The sequence below is a fragment of the Xinfangfangia pollutisoli genome (assembly GCF_020179405.1).
GTDB lineage: Bacteria > Pseudomonadota > Alphaproteobacteria > Rhodobacterales > Rhodobacteraceae > Pseudogemmobacter > Pseudogemmobacter pollutisoli.
On the sequence record NZ_JAICBZ010000005.1, the window covers coordinates 14,744 to 32,424 of the forward strand.

Sequence of the window (17,681 nt, forward strand, 5' to 3'; positions counted from 1 at the left end):
GGCCCCGTGACCCCCGTCACGCGCCAGACCGGGCCGAATCGGCCCCGCCTTGCGCCGAAACCATCTTAGATCGAATCTGTCCACAGGAGACCAGCCTTTCTTCCCAAGGCCTTGGCCAGCGTGCTTGATCTTGCCGGGAGGGGGCTTTATGCGCCGAAGCGACCCTCGGGGGCCATAAGAGGAGAGCGCCTTGGACATCGAGACCCTGAAAAGCCGCCACCCCGAGCATTGGATGCGCGCCGCGGCGATCCGCGCGCTGACGCTGGATGCGGTTGCGGCGGCGAATTCGGGCCATTCCGGCATGCCGATGGGCATGGCCGATGTGGCGACGGTGCTGTTCGAAAAGCACCTGAAATTCGACCCCAAAGCGCCGCGCTGGCCGGATCGCGACCGCTTCATCCTGTCGGCCGGCCATGGCTCGATGCTGATCTACAGCCTGCTGCACCTGACCGGCTATGCCGATGTCACGCTGGAGCAGATCAAGAACTTCCGCCAATGGGGCGCCATCACCGCGGGCCACCCGGAATATGGCCATGTCGCGGGGGTGGAAACCACCACCGGCCCGCTGGGCCAGGGCATTTCCAACGCCGTCGGCTTCGCCATGGCCGAAGAACTGCTGCGCGCCCGCTATGGCGCCAAGGTGCAGGACCACTTCACCTATGTGATCGCGGGCGATGGCTGCCTGATGGAAGGCGTCAGCCACGAGGCGATCGGCATCGCCGGCAAGCAGAAACTGTCGAAGCTGATCGTGCTGTGGGACAACAACGGCATCACCATCGACGGCAAGGTCTCGCTGTCGGATGTGACCGACCAGAAGGCCCGCTTTGCCGCGGCCGGCTGGGACGTGTTCGACTGTGACGGCCACGATCCCGAGGATATCGACCGCGCGCTGACGGCGGCCAAGGCCTCGTCCGGGCCGGCCATGGTGGCCTGCACCACCCATATCGCGCTTGGCCATGCCGCGCAGGACACCTCGAAAGGCCATGGCGCGCTGACCGACAAGGCGCAGTTGCAGGCCACGAAGGATCTGTATGGCTGGGCCGGCGGCGCCTTCGAGATTCCGGCCGAGGTCAAGGCCTGGTGGGAAAGCCTGGGCGCCAAGGGCGCCAAGGCGCGGGCCGATTGGGAGGCGCGTCTGGCCGCCCTGCCCGGCGCCAAGCGCGCGGAATTCCTGCGCATCTTCTCGGGCGAGGTGCCGTCGAAACTGTATTCCGCGATCCGCGGCGTGAAGAAGGCCGCGGCCGAGGCCGGGGCCAAGATGGCCACCCGTTCGGCTTCGGAAAAGGTGCTGGCGGCGGTCAATCCGGTGATGGTCGAAACCTTCGGCGGCTCGGCCGACCTGACCGGGTCGAACAACACCAAGACCGGCGATCTGGGCGTGTTCACGCCGGAAGACCGCAAGGGCCGCTACATGTATTGGGGCATCCGCGAGCATGGCATGGCGGCCGCGATGAACGGCCTGGCGCTGCATGGCGGCGTGCGGCCCTATGGCGGCACCTTCATGGCCTTCACCGATTACGCCCGGCCCTCGATGCGGCTGTCGGCGCTGATGGGCCTGCCCGTCACCTATGTGATGACGCATGACTCGATCGGTCTGGGCGAGGACGGGCCGACCCACCAGCCGGTGGAACATCTGGCGATCTCGCGCGCGACGCCCAACACGCTGGTCTTCCGCCCGGCCGATATGGTCGAAGTCGCGGAATGCTGGGAAATCGCCCTCAGCCAGAAGGCCACGCCGTCGGTCTTGGCCCTGTCGCGGCAGAACCTGGCCGCGGTGCGCAAGACCCACACCAACCAGAACCTGTCGGCCAAGGGCGCCTATGTTCTGGCCGAGGCGACGGGCAAGCGGCAGGTGATCCTGATCGCCACCGGATCCGAGGTCGAGATCGCCATGGCCGCGCGCGAGGCGCTGGAGGCCGAAGGCATCGGCACCCGCGTCGTCTCGATGCCGTCGATGGAGCTGTTCGCGGCACAGGACGAAGCCTGGCGCAAGAAGGTGCTGCCGGCCGGGCCGGTGCGCGTGGCGATCGAAGCCGGCGTGCGCCAGGGTTGGGATCGCTGGCTTCTGGGCGAGCGCGGGCGCGAGCAGAAGGCCGCCTTCATCGGCATGTCGTCCTTCGGCGCCTCGGCGCCCTATGAGCGGCTGTATCAGGAATTCGGCATCACCGCCGAAGCGACGGTCGCCGCCGCCAAAGCGCTGCTGTAAGCAAAGCGCCCGGAGTTTTCGAAAACTCCGGGCGCTTTTCTTCGAAGAAAATTGAACATTCCTTCGAAGGAATGTTCAGCCGCGCCTGTCCTCGTGCGGCTCGATCAGGATATGGCCATTGGTCTCCAGCGTGGCGCGCTTGATATGCGCCACCTCGCTGCAGCCGGCGATCCGCATCGCGTTCAGGAAATCCTCGTTGCTGACCAATTCGCGCCGCAGCGCCTGTTGGTCGACCTTGCCATTCTCGGCCAGCAGCGTCGGATTGCCCTCGGCCAGGCCCCGGATCCAGCGCGACCGGGCCGAGCCCAGCGCCACCAGATAATTCAGCCCGATCAGCGTGACGGCCATGATCGCCGCCCCGGTCAGGGAATTGTCGCCGCCATTGATGCCGTTCTGCACCGCATTGCCGATCAGGATCAGCAGGATCATGTCGAACGGGGTGAACTGGCCGATGGCGCGCTTGCCCGAGACGCGCAGCAAAAGCGTCACCAGCGCATAGATCACCACCCCGCGCAGCACGAAATGCCACCAGGGCGCCGACATCTGCCACAGATCCTGCATGAAGGCCCCCTTAGCCCGCGGTCTCGGGCCGGCTGATCTCGCCCCCGCCCACCGCGGCGGCGACGCCCGTCGTGCCCGTGCACGAGGTGGGCAAGCCGCGCGCCACCCGCACCGCCAGGAAGGCGAAGGCCTGGGCTTCCAGCATGTCGCCATCCAGGCCCGCGGCCTCGACCGGCTCGACGGGGCAAGGGAATTGCCGGGCCAGATGGCGCATCAAGACCGGGTTGTGCCGCCCGCCGCCGGTGACCAGTAGGCGCGAGATCGGCTGCGGAAAATGCTCGGCCCCCTTCACCACGGCGGCTGCCGCCGCGGCGGTCAGGGTGGCCGCGGCGGCGGGGGTGGAAAGCCCTTTCACCGCGGCGGCAAGGCCCGGAAAATCGTTGCGGTCCAGACTTTTGGGCGGGATGCGGTAGAAGAAGGGATCGGCCAGGAAGGCCTCGATCACCGACTTTTTCACCCGTCCCTTCGCCGCCACCCTGCCGCCCTCGTCATGGCTTTGGCCCAAGGCCCGGCGCATCAGATCGTTGATCGGCGCATTGGCCGGGCCGGTATCGAAGGCCAGAAGCGCGCCCGGAACCTCGGGCCCCGGCGCCGAAGGGTCGATCCAGGTCAGATTGCCGACGCCGCCCAGGTTCAGGAAAGCCAAGGGCGCCGTCGCGCCGATCTTCTTGGCCAGCGCGAAATGGTAGAAGGGCGCCAGAGGCGCGCCCTGGCCGCCAAAGCGGATATCGGCAGAACGGAAATCCCAGACCACCGGCAGGCCCAGCACCTCGGCCAGAAGTGCGCCATTGCCGGCCTGATGCGTGCCCCGCCCGCGCGGATCATGCGCCAGGGTCTGGCCGTGGAACCCGACCAGCGCCGCGCCGGAAAAGCGCGACAGCACTTCGGCATGGGCGGTTTCCACCACTTCGGCCGCCGCAGCCACGCCCGGCCCGCCCGGCCATTGACCCAGCGCCGCGCGCAGGGTGGCCTGTTCGGCCTCGGAATAGGGGCGATAGGCATGGGGGCCGAACTCCAGCACCCGGTGCCCGTCGGTCAGCACCATGGCCGCATCGACCCCGTCCAGCGAGGTACCCGACATGGCGCCAAGGGCCCAGATCGGCCCGGCTTTCGGCACGCTGCCCTTCGCCATCTTCCCCTTGCCCCCCTGCCCCGCTATACGGCGCCTGTTAAAGCATGAGGGCAGCATGGCCTACCATCCGAAATCCGAATTTCTGCGCGTGATGTTCGAGCGCGGCTTCGTGGCCGATTGCACCGATTACCAGGCGCTGGACGAGGCGCTGATCCAGGGCGTGGTGCCGGCCTATATCGGCTATGACGCGACGGCGGCCAGCCTGCATGTCGGCCATCTGATGAACATCATGGTGCTGCGCTGGCTGCAGAAGACCGGCCACAAGCCGATCACCCTGATGGGCGGCGGCACGACCAAGGTGGGCGATCCCAGTTTCCGCAGCGAGGAACGCCCGCTGCTGACGCCCGAGAAGATCGACGAGAACATTGCCGGGCTGAAGAAGGTCTTCGCCCGCTATCTGGACTATTCCGATGCGCCCCAGGGCGCGATCATGCTGAACAATGCCGAATGGCTGGACCAGCTGAACTATCTGGATTTCCTGCGCGACATCGGGCGGCATTTCTCGGTCAACCGGATGCTGTCCTTTGAATCGGTGAAGTCGCGGCTGGACCGCGAACAAAGCCTGTCCTTCCTTGAATTCAACTACATGATCCTGCAGGCCTATGATTTCCTTGAAATCCATCGCCGCTATGGCTGCCTGTTGCAGATGGGCGGCTCGGATCAATGGGGCAATATCGTCAACGGGATCGACCTGACCCGGCGGGTGATCGACCATGAGATCTTCGGCCTGACCACGCCGCTGCTGACCACCAGCGATGGGCGGAAGATGGGCAAATCGGCCTCGGGCGCGGTCTGGCTGAATGGCGACATGCTGAGCCCTTACGAATTCTGGCAGTTCTGGCGCAACACGACCGACGCCGATGTGGGCCGCTTCCTGAAGATCTTCACCGAACTGCCGGTTGAAGAATGCGACCGTCTGGGCGCGCTGCAAGGCGCCGAGATCAATGCGGCGAAGGTGTTGCTGGCCAATCTGGCCACCGGCCTTCTGCATGGCGAAGCGGCGGCGCAGGCGGCCGAGGCGACGGCGCGCGACGTGTTCGAAAAGGGCGGGATCGGCGAGGATCTTCCCACGGTGCGGCTGGCGCCTTCGGAACTGGCCGAGGGGATCGGCATCGTGCAGCTGTTCGTGCGCGCGGGTCTGGTGGGCAGCGGCAAGGATGCCAAGCGCCTGATCGCCGAGGGCGGCGCGCGGATGAATGACGAGCCGGTGCTGGATGCGGGCTTGCGGCTTGGCGCGGGCGAATTCGCCGAGCCGGTGAAGCTGACCGCGGGCCGCAAGCGCCATGCGCTGGTGGTGATCGACTAAGGCCGCGGCCGCGCCATCGCGATCCGGCTGATCTTTCGCATCCTTCCGGGGCCGCGGCCCCGGATTGGCCCTCGTCCGGCTTGATTTCCCTGCTATCGTGACAGGGCGCATGATGCGCGTTCAACCGGAGTTTTCTGAAGATGACCCTAAAGGCCCTGCTTGCCCTTGCGCTTGCCACCCCGCTTTTCGCCGGGATGGCTGCGGCAGAAGCCGTTGACGTGAACACGATCACCTGTGCCGATCTGGCGACGATCGATGCTGAAGGTGTGACCGCCCTGATGTTCTGGGTGGACGGCTATCTGGGCGGCGTTGCGGGTGACACGAATTTTGATCTGGAACGGCTGAAGGCGAATATCGACGGCGCGGCCGCGCTTTGCACCAGCAGCCCCGATGCCTCGCTGATCGACCTGATCTCGGCCGCCGAAGAGGCCAACACCAACTGACGGCACGGCCCCATGAAACGTCGAAAGGGGCCTTGCGGCCCCTTTCTGTCATTGTTGTACCGTGACCTTTTCCATCACGTCCGGCTTGGCCGGCGGCTCGCCCCGGGCGATGGCATCGACCACATCCATGCCTTTGATCACCCGGCCGACGACCGTATATTGCCCGTCCAGGAACGCGCCGTCGTCGAACATGATGAAGAACTGGCTGTTGGCCGAATTCGGATCCTGCGACCGCGCCATGCCGACGATGCCGCGCTGGAAGGACAGGTTCGAGAACTCGGCCGGAATGTCGGGCAGCGAGGAGCCGCCCATGCCGGCATAAGAGGTATCCCCCCCCGCCTTGCCATATTCCACATCGCCGGTCTGGGCCATGAAGCCGTCGATCACGCGGTGGAAGATCACCCCGTCATAGGCACCGTCCCGGGCCAGCGCGGCGATCTGCGCCACATGTTTGGGGGCCACGTCGGGCAGAAGGTCGATCACCACCACCCCCTTGGCCTGGCCGGTGACCTCGATCACCAGATTGGGCCCCGGCAGGTCAGGCACGTCCTGGGCCAGCGCCGGGCCAGCCAGCAGCGCCGCCACCGCGGCAAGGATCAGCTTACGCGACATCGGCAGCCACCCGGACGGTGATCATCCGGTCCGGCGCGGCCGGCGGCTCGCCCCGGGCGATCTTGTCGACGAATTGCATCCCCGAGATCACCTGGCCATAGACGGTATACTGGCCGTTCAGGAAGGAATTGTCGGTGAAGTTGATGAAGAACTGCGAATTCGCCGAATTCGGGTTCATCGAGCGCGCCGCGCCAAGGCTGCCGCGGGCATGCGGCACTTTGGAAAACTCGGCCGGCAGATCCGGCAGGTCCGAACCGCCCGTACCGGCGCGGCGCAGGTTGAAATTCTTCTCCATATTGCCGTTTTCCACATCGCCGGTCTGGGCCATGAAGCCCTCGATCACGCGGTGGAAGGCCACATTGTCATAGGCTTTCGCCCGGGCCAGTTCCTTCATGCGCTCGACATGTTTCGGGGCCACGCTGGGCAGAAGCTCGATCACCACTTCGCCGTCCTTCAGCGTCATGATGATGGTGTTTTCGGGGTCCTTGATCTCGGCCATTGTCCTGCCTTTCGGGGGTTTGGTGGGGCGGGAAGGTAGCGACGTGACGCCGCAAGGGGAAGGGCAAAAGCCCGTGATCCGTTGACGGGTGGGGGCAATGTCGTGGAAACATGGGCGCGCAATGCCGGGCGGGATCGCCGGGCCAGAGGATGGGGATAACGTATGGGTTGGAACACGCTGGACGATATCGCGCTTGCGGGGAAGGTTGTGCTGTGCCGGGTTGACGTCAACGTACCGATGGACGGGGACACAGTCACCGACACGACGCGGATCGACAAGATCGTGCCAACCGTTTCGGATATTCTGACCAAGGGCGGCAAGCCGGTTCTGCTGGCCCATTTCGACCGGCCGAAGGGCAAGGTCGTGCCGGAGATGAGCCTGAAGCGCATCCTTCCCGCGCTTGAGGCGGCCCTGGGCCGCAAGGTGGTGTTCGGGGCCGATTGCGTGGGCGAAGCCGCGGCGGCGGCCATCGCGGCGGCGGGCCCGGGCGAGGTGGTGCTGCTGGAAAACACCCGCTTCCATCCGGGCGAGGAAAAGAACGACCCCGCGCTTGCGGCCGAGATAGCGAAGCTGGGCGATGTCTATGTGAACGACGCCTTTTCCGCGGCGCATCGCGCGCATGCCTCGACCGAGGGCGTGGCGCGGCTGCTGCCCAAGGCCGCGGGCCGGCTGATGGAGGCCGAACTGCGCGCGCTGGACGCCGCCTTGGGCAGCCCGAAGCGGCCGGTCATGGCGGTTGTAGGCGGGGCCAAGGTGTCCACCAAGCTGGAACTGCTGTCGAATCTGGTGGCCAAGGTCGACAATCTGGTGATCGGCGGCGGCATGGCCAACACCTTCCTGGTGGCCCAGGGCATCGAGGTCGGCAAGTCCTTGGCCGAGCGCGACATGGCCGGCACGGCGGCCGAGATCCTGGAAAAGGCCAAGGCGGTGGGCTGCCGCATCCTGCTGCCGGTCGATGTCGTCGTGGCGCGCGAATTCAAGGCGGGGGCTGCCAGCGAGATCGTGGTGGCCAGCGCCTGCCCGGCCGATGCGATGATCCTGGATGCCGGGCCCGAAACGGTGGCGCGGATCCGTGCGGTCATGGGCCAATGCGCGACGCTGATCTGGAACGGCCCCTTGGGCGCCTTCGAGATTCCGCCCTTCGACCAGGCGACGAACCTTGCCGCGGAAGAGGCGGCGCGGCTGACGCGGGCGGGGCAGCTGATCTCGGTCGCGGGCGGGGGCGATACGGTCGCGGCGCTGAACCAGGCGGGTGCCGCGGACAGCTTTACCTTCATCTCGACCGCGGGCGGCGCCTTCCTGGAATGGATGGAAGGCAAGGATCTGCCCGGCGTCGCGGCGCTGATGGCCTAGGACGGCGGGGGGCGCGCGCCTGTCGCGCCCCTGCCCCAGCCCGGCCCAGCCCGGCGCGGCGCGGCGCGGCGCGGCGGGCCGCTTGCGAAACAGGCAGGCTGCTTTTTCTGTATTGTCGTTAGCGTTACCCTGATTGAATGGGGCCGGTCTCGCCGCTATTCCGGGCGAGGCTCTAGCGAAGGATTGAAGACCATGACCAAGGCTGAAATGACCGAACAGATCCGCAGCGGGAAGGGCTTCATCGCCGCGCTGGACCAATCGGGCGGCTCGACCCCCAAGGCGCTGAAGCAATATGGCGTCGCGGAAAGCGCCTATTCCAACGAGACCGAGATGTTCGATCTGATCCACGCCATGCGGTCGCGGATCATCAAATCGCCCGCCTTCGCCGGCGACAAGGTGGTGGGCGCGATCCTGTTCGAACAGACGATGGACCGCCAGATCGACGGCATCCCGACCGCCACCTATCTGTGGGACAAGCGCCATGTCGTGCCGTTCCTGAAGATCGACAAGGGGCTTGAGGCCGAGGTTGACGGCTGCCAGCTGATGAAGCCGATGCCGGGGCTGGACGCGCTTCTGGACCGCGCCGCCAAGGCGGGAATCTTCGGCACCAAGGAGCGCTCGGTCGTCTCGGCCGCCAATGCCAAGGGCATTCAGGCGGTGGTCGACCAGCAATTCGAAGTGGGCGCGCAGGTCATCGCCCATGGGCTGATGCCGATCCTTGAGCCGGAAGTGACGATTTCCATCGCCGACAAGGCCGAGGCCGAGGATCTGCTGCAAAAGGCGCTGCTCAAGGGGCTGGACGCGCTGCCCGAGGGCCAGCAGGTGATGCTGAAACTGTCGCTGCCGACGGTCGACAATTTCTATGCGCCGCTGGTCGATCACCCGAAAGTGCTGAAGGTCGTGGCGCTGTCGGGCGGCCATAGCCGGGCCGAGGCCAACAAGATCCTGGCGAAGAACCGCGGCATCATCGCCTCGTTCAGCCGGGCCCTGTCCGAAGGCCTGTCGGCCCAGCAGTCGGATGCGGAATTCGACACGATGCTGCAGGGTGCGGTGACCTCGATCTACGAGGCCTCGATCGCGGGCTAAGACCCCTTCCCCAGGGCTGCAGGAGAACCGCATGCGCATGACATCTGCAGCCCTGGCGGCGGTGCTGGCCCTGGCCGGTTGCGTCGCCTCGCCCGGCCCCGAAACCGGCGGCACCGAAGACCTGCCGCCGGGCTATCCGCCGAAGATGGGCGCCCTGACCGGCACGTTGGCGGGCGCGCCGGCCGCGTGGCAGACCTATGATTTCTCGATCGGCGCCTTCGATGCCTCGGCCCAGGCCAGCGCCGATTGGCAAAGCGGCGAGGTGTCGGTCTTGCTGATCGGCTATCCCCCGGGCGCGCCACAGGCCGATGCGGGGCGGCTGTGGGTCAGCGGCGACTTCGGGCAAAGCCTGCGGCGCGGCGCGGCACAGGCGCCCGAGGTCATGCTGGTGCAGGGCAAGGATCGCGACGGGCCGCGGCTGACATCGCAGGGCCAGACGGCCGAGCTGGTGATCGACACGATCGGCCCGGCCCGGCCCGACAGCTATTCGCGGCGGGTCACCGGGCGGATCCGCGCGCGTCTGTGCCCGCAGGGCTATGCCGCAGGCGCCGCCCTGCCCGATTGCGCCGATCTGGCGCTGCGTTTCGACACGGATCTGCAGGTCAGCAGCACTTTGCCCATCACCCCTTGAGGTCGGAAAGCGCCGAACCGCAAGCTGTTGAATCCTGAGCGGAAAACGCCGCCACTCGTATTTTGGCGATTCCCTTCCCGAATCAGCTGTGGCATGATTCGGCCTGGAAGCCCCCGTCAGAGGGGCCAAGGGGTATCGGCAGATGGCGCAGGCGGCGGCACGCAACAATATCGGCAGTCTGATCTATTTCGCCCTGGCCTTCACCCTGGGCGCCTATTTCACCTTTGCCGCGGTGCAGGGCGATTACGGCGTGTTCCGCCGGGTCGAGATCAATGCCGAAGCGGTGACCCTGACCGCCGAGCGCGACCGTCTGGCCGCCGATCTGGACCGGATGCAGAACCTGACCAAGCGCCTGTCCGACGCCTATCTGGACCTGGACCTTCTGGACCAGCAGGCGCGCGACGTTCTGGGCTATATGCGCGGCGACGAGATCGCGATCCGCTAGGCGCCGCCGCGCCCGGCCCGGGTGCCCTTGCTTCGATTTTTGCTGCCACTGCAAACGCCGCGGGCCCATTCCGCGCATGCATGACGCATGGGCAAATTTGCGCTCGCCCTTATTTCTCCGTTACTGTATGAATGGTTTAACGTTGAACCATTCTTGGCAAAGGGGGAGGAGCCGATGGCGAAAAAGCCCGAGGCGCGGCCGAATGTCTCGAAGGACGAGTTGCTGAAATATTACCGTGACATGCTGCTGATCCGCCGCTTCGAAGAGAAGGCGGGGCAGTTGTACGGCATGGGTCTGATCGGCGGCTTCTGTCACTTGTACATCGGTCAGGAAGCGGTCGTGGTCGGGCTGGAAGCGGCCTCGAAAGACGGCGACAAGCGGATCACCTCGTATCGCGACCATGGCCATATGCTGGCCTGCGGCATGGATGCCAAGGGCGTGATGGCGGAACTGACCGGACGCATCGGCGGCTATTCCAAGGGCAAGGGCGGCTCGATGCACATGTTCTCGAAAGAGAAGCATTTCTACGGCGGTCACGGCATCGTCGGCGCGCAGGTGCCCTTGGGCGCAGGCCTGGCCTTCGCCGACAAATACCTTGGCAATGACAATGTGACCTTCATCTATTTCGGCGATGGCGCGGCCAATCAGGGCCAGGTCTACGAGACCTACAACATGGCCGAACTGTGGGAACTGCCGGCGATCTTCGTGATCGAGAACAACCAGTATGCGATGGGCACCAGCGTCAAGCGCTCGACCAAGTCGAAGACGCTGTTCGAACGCGGCGTGGCCTATGGCATCCCGGGCGAGCAGGTCGACGGCATGGATGTGCTGGCGGTGAAGGCCGCGGGCGAGAAGGCGGTGGCGCACTGCCGCGCCGGCAAGGGCCCCTATATCCTGGAAATGATGACCTACCGCTATCGCGGCCATTCCATGTCGGACCCGGCGAAATACCGGACCCGCGAGGAAGTGGAGAAGATCAAATCCGAGAAGGACTGCATCGAGCAGGTCCGCGACGTGCTACTGCAGGGCGGCCATGCCTCGGAAGAGGATCTGAAAGGCATCGACAAAGAGATCAAGGCGCTGGTGAACGAGGCGGCCGAGTTCTCGAAGGAAAGCCCCGAGCCGCCGGTGGACGAGCTCTGGACCGATATCTACGCCTGAGGGAGGGGAATCATGGCGGTACAAGTATTGATGCCCGCGCTGTCTCCGACCATGGAGGAAGGCACGCTGGCGAAATGGCTGGTCAAGGAAGGCGATGCGGTCAAATCCGGCCAGATCATCGCCGAGATCGAGACCGACAAGGCCACGATGGAATTCGAGGCGGTCGATGAAGGCACGGTCGGCAAGCTGCTGGTCGCGGAAGGCACGGCGGGCGTGAAGGTGAACACGCCGATTGCGGTGCTGGTGGAAGAGGGTGAAAGCGTCTCGGACGCCGCCCCCGCCGAGGCGCCTGCGGCCAAGGCCGAAGCGGCCGCGCCGGCGGCCGAGGCCAAGGCGGCACCTTCGGCCCCGGCAGCCCCTGCCCCGGCCCCGGTCAAGGCGGCCCAGGGCTGGCCGCATAGCGATGTGCCCGAAGGGGCGGCCACCAAGACCATGACCGTGCGCGAAGCCCTGCGCGAAGCCATGGCCGAGGAAATGCGCGCCGATCCCAGCGTGTTCCTGATGGGCGAAGAGGTTGGCGAATATCAGGGCGCCTACAAGATCTCGCAAGGTCTGCTGGATGAATTCGGCCCCCGCCGGGTGGTGGATACGCCGATCACCGAGATGGGCTTTGCCGGGATCGCCACCGGCGCCTCCTGGGGCGGGCTGAAGCCGATCGTCGAATTCATGACCTTCAACTTCGCCATGCAGGCGATCGACCATATCCTGAATTCGGCTGCGAAGACGCTTTATATGTCGGGCGGCCAGATGGGCAGCCCGATGGTGTTCCGCGGCCCGAACGGGGCGGCGGCGCGGGTGGGCGCACAGCACAGCCAGGATTATGCCGCCTGGTATGCGGCGATCCCGGGGCTGAAGGTCTGCATGCCCTATTCGGCAGCCGATGCGAAGGGCCTGCTGAAGACCGCGATCCGTGATCCGAATCCGGTGGTCTTCCTGGAAAACGAAATCCTGTATGGGCGCAGCTTCGACGTGCCCACGGCCGAGGATTTCGCCATTCCCTTCGGCAAGGCCTCGATCCTGCGGGCGGGCAAGGATGTGACGCTGGTCTCGTTCGGGATCGGCGTGGCCCATGCGCTGGCCGCGGCGGAAGAGCTGGCGAAAGAGGGGATCGACGCCGAGGTGATCAACCTGCGGACCCTGCGCCCGATCGACTATGACACGGTGATTGCCTCGGTGCAGAAGACCAATCGCTGCGTGACGGTCGAGGAAGGCTTCCCGGTCGGCTCGATCGGCGACCATCTGGCCTCGACGATCATGCAGCGCGCCTTCGACGATCTGGATGCGCCCGTCATCACCTGCACCGGCAAGGACGTGCCGATGCCCTATGCGGCGAATCTGGAAAAGCTCGCCCTGATCACCGTGCCCGAGATCGTGGGCGCCGTGAAATCCGTCACCTATCGCTGAGGGGGAGAAAATGGCGGTGGAAATCCTGATGCCGGCCCTGTCTCCGACCATGGAGGAGGGCACGCTGGCCAAATGGCTGGTGAAAGAGGGCGACGAGGTGAAGTCCGGCATGGTGATTGCCGAGATCGAGACCGACAAGGCCACGATGGAATTCGAGGCCGTGGATGAAGGCGTGATGGGCAAGATCCTGATCGCCGAGGGCACGGCGGGGGTAAAGGTCAACACCCCCATCGCGGTTCTGCTGGAAGAGGGCGAAGATGCCTCGGCGGCGGCGGCCCCGGCGGCAGCGCCCAAGGCCGAAGCCGCGAAGCCCGAAGCGGCGAAGGCGGAAGCCCCTGCTGCTGCGGCCCCCGCGGCGGCCCCTGCCCCGGCCGCTGCGGCTGCGGACGGCGCGCGGGTCTTTGCCTCGCCCCTGGCGCGGCGGATCGCCAAGGAAAAGGGCCTGGATCTGAGCGCGGTGAAGGGCTCGGGCCCGCATGGCCGGATCGTGCGTGCCGATGTGGAAGGCGCCGCGCCGGCCAAACCGGCGGCGGCTGCGGCCCCTGCCCCGGCCGCCACGGCTGCGGCGGCTTCGGCGCCGGCGAAAGCCGCTGTCGCTTCGGGCATGTCGGCCGAGACGGTGGTGAAGATGTATACCGGGCGCGATTATGTGGAAGTGCCGCTGGACGGCATGCGCCGCACCATCGCCGCGCGGCTGACGGAGGCCAAGCAGACCATCCCGCATTTCTACCTGCGCCGCGAGGTGCGGCTGGATGCGCTGATGAAGTTCCGCGAAGAGCTGAACAAGGGGCTGGAAAGCCGCGGCGTGAAGCTTTCGGTCAATGACTTCATCATCAAGGCCTGTGCCCAGGCGCTGCAGGCGGTGCCCGATGCCAATGCGGTCTGGGCGGGCGACCGGATCCTGAAGCTGAAGCCCTCGGATGTGGCGGTGGCCGTGGCTGTCGAGGGCGGGCTGTTCACCCCGGTTCTGAAGGATGCCGATAGGAAGTCGCTCTCGGCGCTGTCGGCCGAGATGAAGGACCTGGCCAACCGTGCGAAGACCAAGAAGCTGGCCCCGCATGAATATCAGGGCGGCAGTTTCGCGATTTCCAATCTCGGCATGTTCGGGATCGAGAATTTCGACGCGGTGATCAACCCGCCGCATGGCGGGATCCTGGCGGTGGGCGCGGGGCTGAAAAAGCCGGTCGTGCAGGCCGATGGGTCGGTCGGCGTGGCGACGGTGATGTCGATGACGCTGTCGGTCGATCACCGGGTGATCGACGGTGCCCTGGGGGCACAGCTGCTGAAGGCCATCGTCGAGGCTTTGGAAAACCCGATCTCGATGCTGGCCTGATCTCTTGCGGAACGGCCGGGGGTTTTACACCCCCGGACCCCCGTAGGATATTTTCGCAGAGAGGAAGGCCCTTAGCGACGGCTCGCCAGCTGGCCAAGCAGGCGTCCTGCGCGGCGGGCGATCGTCGCGGCCGTGCCGGCAAGAGTGATCCAAAGCGCCGCGGTCAGCACCACCGCGGCGCTTTGCAGTGCAAAGGACAGAAGTGCTGCCAGAAGGCTGGCCAGGGTCAGCGCGGCCATGCGGTGCTGTTTCGCCATCGGGCCCGAGAAATCGGCGGCAAGGCCCTCCGCCCGGCCCAGTTCGCGCAGATAGGCGGTGCCGATCGCCAGCGCGCCACAGCCCAGGCCCAGCGCCGGATGGCCCGCCGCCAGCCCCGCCCCCCAGAAGAACAGCAGATCCGCGACGCGGTCGGGCGCCTCGTTCCAGAACGGACCGGTCTTCGACGACTTGCCGCCCTCGATCGCGACCATCCCGTCCAAGAGGTTGCACAAGAGCCGCAGTTGCACCATCAGCCCGGCAAGGATCAGGCAGACGCCCCCCGTCAGCGGCCCGCTGACCGAGGCGGCCCAGAAGGTCAGGAAGCCCAGGCCCGCGAAGGCCATCGAGGCGATGGAGATCTCGTTCGGGGTGACATCGCTGGCGGCCAGCCGGCTGGCCAGCGCCCGGGCCCAGCGGCTGTCGCGGGAAGACAGCGGGCGGCGCGAGGCGGGTTCGATCATGTGGCGGACCAGAAATAGCGGGTCAGGTGGAAGAAGATCGGCGCGGCGAAGATCACGCTGTCCAGCCGGTCGAGGAAGCCGCCATGACCGGCGATCAGATGGCCCCAGTCCTTCACGCCCTTGTCGCGCTTGATCGCGGACATGACCAGCCCGCCGAAGAAGCCCATGATCGTGACGACCAGCGCCATGCCGGCCGCCTGCCAGGGCGTGAAGGGCGTGATCCAATACAGAGCCGTGCCCGCGGCAATGGCCGTGGCGGTCCCGCCCAGGAAGCCCTCCCAGGTTTTCGAGGGCGAAACCTGCGGGGCGATCTTGTGGCGGCCGATCAGCTTGCCCCAGACATATTGCATCACGTCCGAGAATTGCACGGTGAAGATCAGCCAGGCGATCAGGATCACCGAGCGGCCCTCATAGCCCGGGATCTGCAGATACAGCAGCGCCGGCACATGGCTGGTGCAATAGAGGCAGATCATCAGCGCCCATTGGGTTTCCGCCACGCGGGACAGGAAATCCTGCGTGCCGCCCCGCAAGGCCGAGACGACGGGCATCAGAAGGAAGGCGTAGACCGGGATGAAGATCGCATAAAGCCCGTACCAGTCGGTGCCGACCAGCCAATATTGCAGCGGCAGGATCAGGAAGAAGCTGGCGGCCAGCGCCCAATGGTCGGAGGGTGCCTTGTCGGTCAGCGTCAGAAACTCGCGCAGGCCAGCGAAGGACAGGATGGCGAACAGGATCACCACGCCCGGCCGCCCGGCCAGGAAGGCCAGCGACAGCAGGATCACCATGGTCCACCAGGCGGCGATCCGGGCGTTCAGGTTCTCGATCACCGGATTGTCGCCCTCGGGCGACAGCCGCGCCCGCAGCGCCGCGCCAACCAGCGTTGCGATCACCAGGATCGTGGCGACTGCGGTCAGCAACCAGATCAGGCCGGGGGGCTGGGTCATGTCGTGGGGTCCTGTCGCAGCGCCAGAAGGGCGGCCTCGGCGCGGGCAAGGAACGCCTCTTTCGCCTCGTCCGGCGCCAGATGCAGCGGCGCGCCGAAGGTCAGCGTGCAGATCAGCGGCACCGGAATGATCTCGCCCTTCGGCATCACGCTGTTGAGATTGCTGATCCAGACCGGCACCAGATCGACCCCGGGGCGTTGCCGCGCCAGATGGTAAAGGCCGGATTTGAACGGCAGAAGCACCGCGTCCGTGGCGTTGCGCTGGCCTTCGGGAAACAGGATCAGCGAGGCGCCCTCGTCCAGCGCCCGGGCCATCTGCGCGACAGGATCGTCGGTGCGCGACTCGGGCCGGCGGTCGATCAGCACGGCGTTAAAGACATCGCGCCCGATAAAGGCCCTCAGCGGCGAGGTCAGCCAGTAATCCAGCGCGGCCACCGGGCGGGTGCGCACCCGCAAGGCGCGCGGCAGCACCGTCCAAAGCAGGACGAAATCGCCATTCGAGGTGTGATTGGCAAAATAGACGCGCTGACGCGGCACCGGCTCGATCCCGGCCCAGATCGCGCGCGGCGCCGTGACGATCCGGGCAAAGACCGAGATCGCCCGGCCGGTCAGCGCAGCTGCGGCGGCCCGCAGCGCCGGAGAAAGCGAAGCCATCAGGCGGCCCGACATCGGCGGCCGATCACTTCAGCTGCAGCAGCTGGTCCATCGAAAGCGCCGGCTGGGCGCAGCCGGCCCGGCCGACGACCCGCGCCGGAACGCCGGCCACCGTGGTATTGGGCGGCACCTCTTCCAGCACCACCGACCCCGCCGCAATGCGCGAGCAATGGCCGACGCGGATGTTGCCCAGAACCTTGGCCCCGGCGCCGATCAGCACCCCGTCCTCGATCTTCGGATGGCGGTCGCCATCCTCCTTGCCGGTGCCGCCCAGCGTCACCGAATGCAGCATTGAGACATTGTCGCCCACGACAGCGGTCTCGCCGATCACGATCGAATGGGCATGGTCGATCATCAGCCCCATGCCGATCTTCGCATTGGGATGGATGTCGACGCCGAAAGCCTCGGACACGCGCATCTGCACGAAATAGGCCATGTCGATCCGTCCGCGCTGCCACAGCCAATGGCCAACCCGATAGGCCTGCACCGCCTGATAGCCCTTGAAGAACAGCACCGGCTGGATGAAGCGGTGGCAGGCCGGATCGCGCTCATAGACCGCCATCAGATCGGCGCGCGCCGCAGTCCCGATCGAGGGATCGCTGCCATAGGCCTCGTCGGCGATCTCGCGCAGGATCTGCTCGCTCATCTCGCCCGAGGCCAGCTTCATCGAAAAGCGATAGGCCAGCGCGCGTTCGAAACTGGCGTGGTGCAGCAGGCCCGAATGGATCAGCGCCCCCAGCAGCGGTTCGGATCGAACGGCCTCGCGCGCTTCGTCACAGATGCGCGTCCAGACCGGATCAACCGTTGTCACCCGCTGTACTGTCTCGGCCATGATCTTCTCCCGCAGTCCGGTCGGGAAGAAGGCGCCCGTCGCGCCCGCCCCGTTCCATGGAAATCTGACTGCGCGCAGTATGTTTCAAGAGCGCTTCGGCGGCAATGTGCAAAGCGGTCAGGAAGTCCGGACAATCGGCAAAGCGCTCGGGCGGCAGCGGATCGACGCAAAGCCGCGCGATCAGGCTGCCATCGCCATGGCGCGGATGCGGCCGGCCGGTCCGGGCGAACCGGCGGCCGGCGGCCTCGGCTTCAAGGATCAGGCGCAGGGCCGCGAACCGCCGCGCGGGCGGCGGCACGGCGGTCAGCCGCCGCGCCAGCGCCGTCAGCTCATGTGGCAGCGGGTGAATGCGCATCGCCGC

At 66.3% G+C, this 17,681-nt stretch carries 19 protein-coding genes; 10 read left to right on the forward strand and 9 right to left on the reverse strand.

The window, feature by feature from the left end; genetic code table 11:
* The first annotated feature begins 232 nt into the window (after positions 1-232).
* Entirely contained in the window at positions 233-2,206 is a 1,974-nt protein-coding gene (tkt, locus tag K1Y73_RS03575; RefSeq protein WP_404819057.1) for a transketolase, read from the forward strand.
* Between the two features lie 75 nt (positions 2,207-2,281).
* Here the strand turns inward: tkt and K1Y73_RS03580 are convergent, their stop codons facing one another.
* Entirely contained in the window at positions 2,282-2,767 is a 486-nt protein-coding gene (locus tag K1Y73_RS03580) for a DUF421 domain-containing protein (protein WP_225026548.1), read from the reverse strand.
* A 10-nt stretch (positions 2,768-2,777) separates the two neighbouring features.
* Positions 2,778-3,884 (reverse strand): anhydro-N-acetylmuramic acid kinase, encoded by a 1,107-nt coding sequence (locus K1Y73_RS03585; RefSeq protein WP_225026640.1) that lies wholly within the window; start codon positions 3,882-3,884, stop codon positions 2,778-2,780.
* Between the two features lie 70 nt (positions 3,885-3,954).
* Between K1Y73_RS03585 and tyrS the strand changes: the two genes are divergently transcribed.
* On the forward strand, positions 3,955-5,205 hold the full coding sequence (gene tyrS / locus K1Y73_RS03590; RefSeq protein ID WP_225026549.1) for a tyrosine--tRNA ligase: 1,251 nt from the start codon (positions 3,955-3,957) through the stop codon (positions 5,203-5,205).
* A gap of 140 nt (positions 5,206-5,345) precedes the next feature.
* A complete protein-coding gene (locus K1Y73_RS03595) occupies positions 5,346-5,648 on the forward strand; it encodes an HdeA/HdeB family chaperone (RefSeq protein ID WP_225026550.1) in 303 nt (100 codons plus the stop codon).
* 48 nt (positions 5,649-5,696) lie between these two features.
* Here K1Y73_RS03595 and K1Y73_RS03600 read toward each other — a convergent pair whose 3' ends face one another.
* Both K1Y73_RS03600 and K1Y73_RS03605 read right to left on the reverse strand, forming a co-directional pair.
* On the reverse strand, positions 5,697-6,260 hold the full coding sequence (locus K1Y73_RS03600; RefSeq protein WP_225026551.1) for a peptidylprolyl isomerase: 564 nt from the start codon (positions 6,258-6,260) through the stop codon (positions 5,697-5,699).
* Positions 6,250-6,759: a peptidylprolyl isomerase gene (locus K1Y73_RS03605; protein ID WP_225026552.1), complete on the reverse strand. Its 510-nt coding sequence runs from the start codon at positions 6,757-6,759 to the stop codon at positions 6,250-6,252. Before K1Y73_RS03605 ends, K1Y73_RS03600 begins: the two co-directional genes overlap by 11 nt.
* Before the next feature lie 162 nt (positions 6,760-6,921).
* Between K1Y73_RS03605 and K1Y73_RS03610 the strand changes: the two genes are divergently transcribed.
* From K1Y73_RS03610 to K1Y73_RS03640, 7 genes are all read left to right on the forward strand, one after another.
* Positions 6,922-8,112 carry a phosphoglycerate kinase gene (locus tag K1Y73_RS03610; RefSeq protein WP_225026553.1) on the forward strand — a complete coding sequence of 397 codons (1,191 nt, stop codon included), beginning with the start codon at positions 6,922-6,924 and terminating at the stop codon, positions 8,110-8,112.
* Between the two features lie 192 nt (positions 8,113-8,304).
* Positions 8,305-9,198, forward strand: coding sequence for a fructose bisphosphate aldolase (locus K1Y73_RS03615; protein WP_225026554.1), 894 nt, complete (start codon positions 8,305-8,307; stop codon positions 9,196-9,198).
* A 31-nt stretch (positions 9,199-9,229) separates the two neighbouring features.
* The gene (locus tag K1Y73_RS03620) at positions 9,230-9,829 is read left to right on the forward strand and encodes a hypothetical protein (protein WP_225026555.1); all 600 of its coding nucleotides are present in this window, start codon (positions 9,230-9,232) and stop codon (positions 9,827-9,829) included.
* A gap of 142 nt (positions 9,830-9,971) precedes the next feature.
* Positions 9,972-10,274, forward strand: coding sequence for an FtsB family cell division protein (locus tag K1Y73_RS03625; RefSeq protein WP_225026556.1), 303 nt, complete (start codon positions 9,972-9,974; stop codon positions 10,272-10,274).
* 174 nt (positions 10,275-10,448) lie between these two features.
* Positions 10,449-11,435 carry a pyruvate dehydrogenase (acetyl-transferring) E1 component subunit alpha gene (pdhA, locus tag K1Y73_RS03630; RefSeq protein WP_225026557.1) on the forward strand — a complete coding sequence of 329 codons (987 nt, stop codon included), beginning with the start codon at positions 10,449-10,451 and terminating at the stop codon, positions 11,433-11,435.
* A gap of 12 nt (positions 11,436-11,447) precedes the next feature.
* Positions 11,448-12,839: a pyruvate dehydrogenase complex E1 component subunit beta gene (locus K1Y73_RS03635; RefSeq protein WP_225026558.1), complete on the forward strand. Its 1,392-nt coding sequence runs from the start codon at positions 11,448-11,450 to the stop codon at positions 12,837-12,839.
* A 10-nt stretch (positions 12,840-12,849) separates the two neighbouring features.
* The gene (locus K1Y73_RS03640) at positions 12,850-14,172 is read left to right on the forward strand and encodes a pyruvate dehydrogenase complex dihydrolipoamide acetyltransferase (protein WP_225026559.1); all 1,323 of its coding nucleotides are present in this window, start codon (positions 12,850-12,852) and stop codon (positions 14,170-14,172) included.
* Positions 14,173-14,243: 71 nt separating this feature from the next.
* On the opposite strand, the gene K1Y73_RS03645 is transcribed toward K1Y73_RS03640, so the two are convergent.
* Genes K1Y73_RS03645 through K1Y73_RS03665 form a run of 5 tightly spaced genes read right to left on the reverse strand, consistent with a single transcriptional unit; the run spans position 14,244 to position 17,675 of the window.
* Positions 14,244-14,891, reverse strand: coding sequence for a CDP-alcohol phosphatidyltransferase family protein (locus tag K1Y73_RS03645; RefSeq protein ID WP_225026560.1), 648 nt, complete (start codon positions 14,889-14,891; stop codon positions 14,244-14,246).
* Positions 14,888-15,835 carry a phosphatidate cytidylyltransferase gene (locus tag K1Y73_RS03650; RefSeq protein WP_225026561.1) on the reverse strand — a complete coding sequence of 316 codons (948 nt, stop codon included), beginning with the start codon at positions 15,833-15,835 and terminating at the stop codon, positions 14,888-14,890. Before K1Y73_RS03650 ends, K1Y73_RS03645 begins: the two co-directional genes overlap by 4 nt.
* Positions 15,832-16,488, reverse strand: coding sequence for a lysophospholipid acyltransferase family protein (locus K1Y73_RS03655; protein WP_225026562.1), 657 nt, complete (start codon positions 16,486-16,488; stop codon positions 15,832-15,834). Before K1Y73_RS03655 ends, K1Y73_RS03650 begins: the two co-directional genes overlap by 4 nt.
* A gap of 25 nt (positions 16,489-16,513) precedes the next feature.
* Positions 16,514-17,320 carry a serine O-acetyltransferase gene (cysE, locus tag K1Y73_RS03660; protein ID WP_225026563.1) on the reverse strand — a complete coding sequence of 269 codons (807 nt, stop codon included), beginning with the start codon at positions 17,318-17,320 and terminating at the stop codon, positions 16,514-16,516.
* Positions 17,286-17,675: a DUF7742 family protein gene (locus K1Y73_RS03665; RefSeq protein ID WP_225026564.1), complete on the reverse strand. Its 390-nt coding sequence runs from the start codon at positions 17,673-17,675 to the stop codon at positions 17,286-17,288. The genes cysE and K1Y73_RS03665 overlap by 35 nt, the downstream gene beginning before the upstream one ends.
* Positions 17,676-17,681 lie beyond the last annotated feature (6 nt).

Excerpts from the sequence above, each read along its gene's own strand:
- tkt (WP_404819057.1), top strand. The coding sequence starts at position 233 with ATGCGCGCCGCGGCGATCCGCGCGCTGACGCTGGATGCGGTTGCGGCG.
- K1Y73_RS03580 (WP_225026548.1), bottom strand. The coding sequence starts at position 2,767 with ATGCAGGATCTGTGGCAGATGTCGGCGCCCTGGTGGCATTTCGTGCTG.
- tyrS (WP_225026549.1), top strand. The coding sequence starts at position 3,955 with ATGGCCTACCATCCGAAATCCGAATTTCTGCGCGTGATGTTCGAGCGC.
- K1Y73_RS03595 (WP_225026550.1), top strand. The coding sequence starts at position 5,346 with ATGACCCTAAAGGCCCTGCTTGCCCTTGCGCTTGCCACCCCGCTTTTC.
- K1Y73_RS03600 (WP_225026551.1), bottom strand. The coding sequence starts at position 6,260 with ATGTCGCGTAAGCTGATCCTTGCCGCGGTGGCGGCGCTGCTGGCTGGC.
- K1Y73_RS03605 (WP_225026552.1), bottom strand. The coding sequence starts at position 6,759 with ATGGCCGAGATCAAGGACCCCGAAAACACCATCATCATGACGCTGAAG.
- K1Y73_RS03610 (WP_225026553.1), top strand. The coding sequence starts at position 6,922 with ATGGGTTGGAACACGCTGGACGATATCGCGCTTGCGGGGAAGGTTGTG.
- K1Y73_RS03615 (WP_225026554.1), top strand. The coding sequence starts at position 8,305 with ATGACCAAGGCTGAAATGACCGAACAGATCCGCAGCGGGAAGGGCTTC.
- K1Y73_RS03620 (WP_225026555.1), top strand. The coding sequence starts at position 9,230 with ATGCGCATGACATCTGCAGCCCTGGCGGCGGTGCTGGCCCTGGCCGGT.
- K1Y73_RS03625 (WP_225026556.1), top strand. The coding sequence starts at position 9,972 with ATGGCGCAGGCGGCGGCACGCAACAATATCGGCAGTCTGATCTATTTC.
- pdhA (WP_225026557.1), top strand. The coding sequence starts at position 10,449 with ATGGCGAAAAAGCCCGAGGCGCGGCCGAATGTCTCGAAGGACGAGTTG.
- K1Y73_RS03635 (WP_225026558.1), top strand. The coding sequence starts at position 11,448 with ATGGCGGTACAAGTATTGATGCCCGCGCTGTCTCCGACCATGGAGGAA.
- K1Y73_RS03640 (WP_225026559.1), top strand. The coding sequence starts at position 12,850 with ATGGCGGTGGAAATCCTGATGCCGGCCCTGTCTCCGACCATGGAGGAG.
- K1Y73_RS03645 (WP_225026560.1), bottom strand. The coding sequence starts at position 14,891 with ATGATCGAACCCGCCTCGCGCCGCCCGCTGTCTTCCCGCGACAGCCGC.
- K1Y73_RS03650 (WP_225026561.1), bottom strand. The coding sequence starts at position 15,835 with ATGACCCAGCCCCCCGGCCTGATCTGGTTGCTGACCGCAGTCGCCACG.
- K1Y73_RS03655 (WP_225026562.1), bottom strand. The coding sequence starts at position 16,488 with ATGGCTTCGCTTTCTCCGGCGCTGCGGGCCGCCGCAGCTGCGCTGACC.
- cysE (WP_225026563.1), bottom strand. The coding sequence starts at position 17,320 with ATGGCCGAGACAGTACAGCGGGTGACAACGGTTGATCCGGTCTGGACG.
- K1Y73_RS03665 (WP_225026564.1), bottom strand. The coding sequence starts at position 17,675 with ATGCGCATTCACCCGCTGCCACATGAGCTGACGGCGCTGGCGCGGCGG.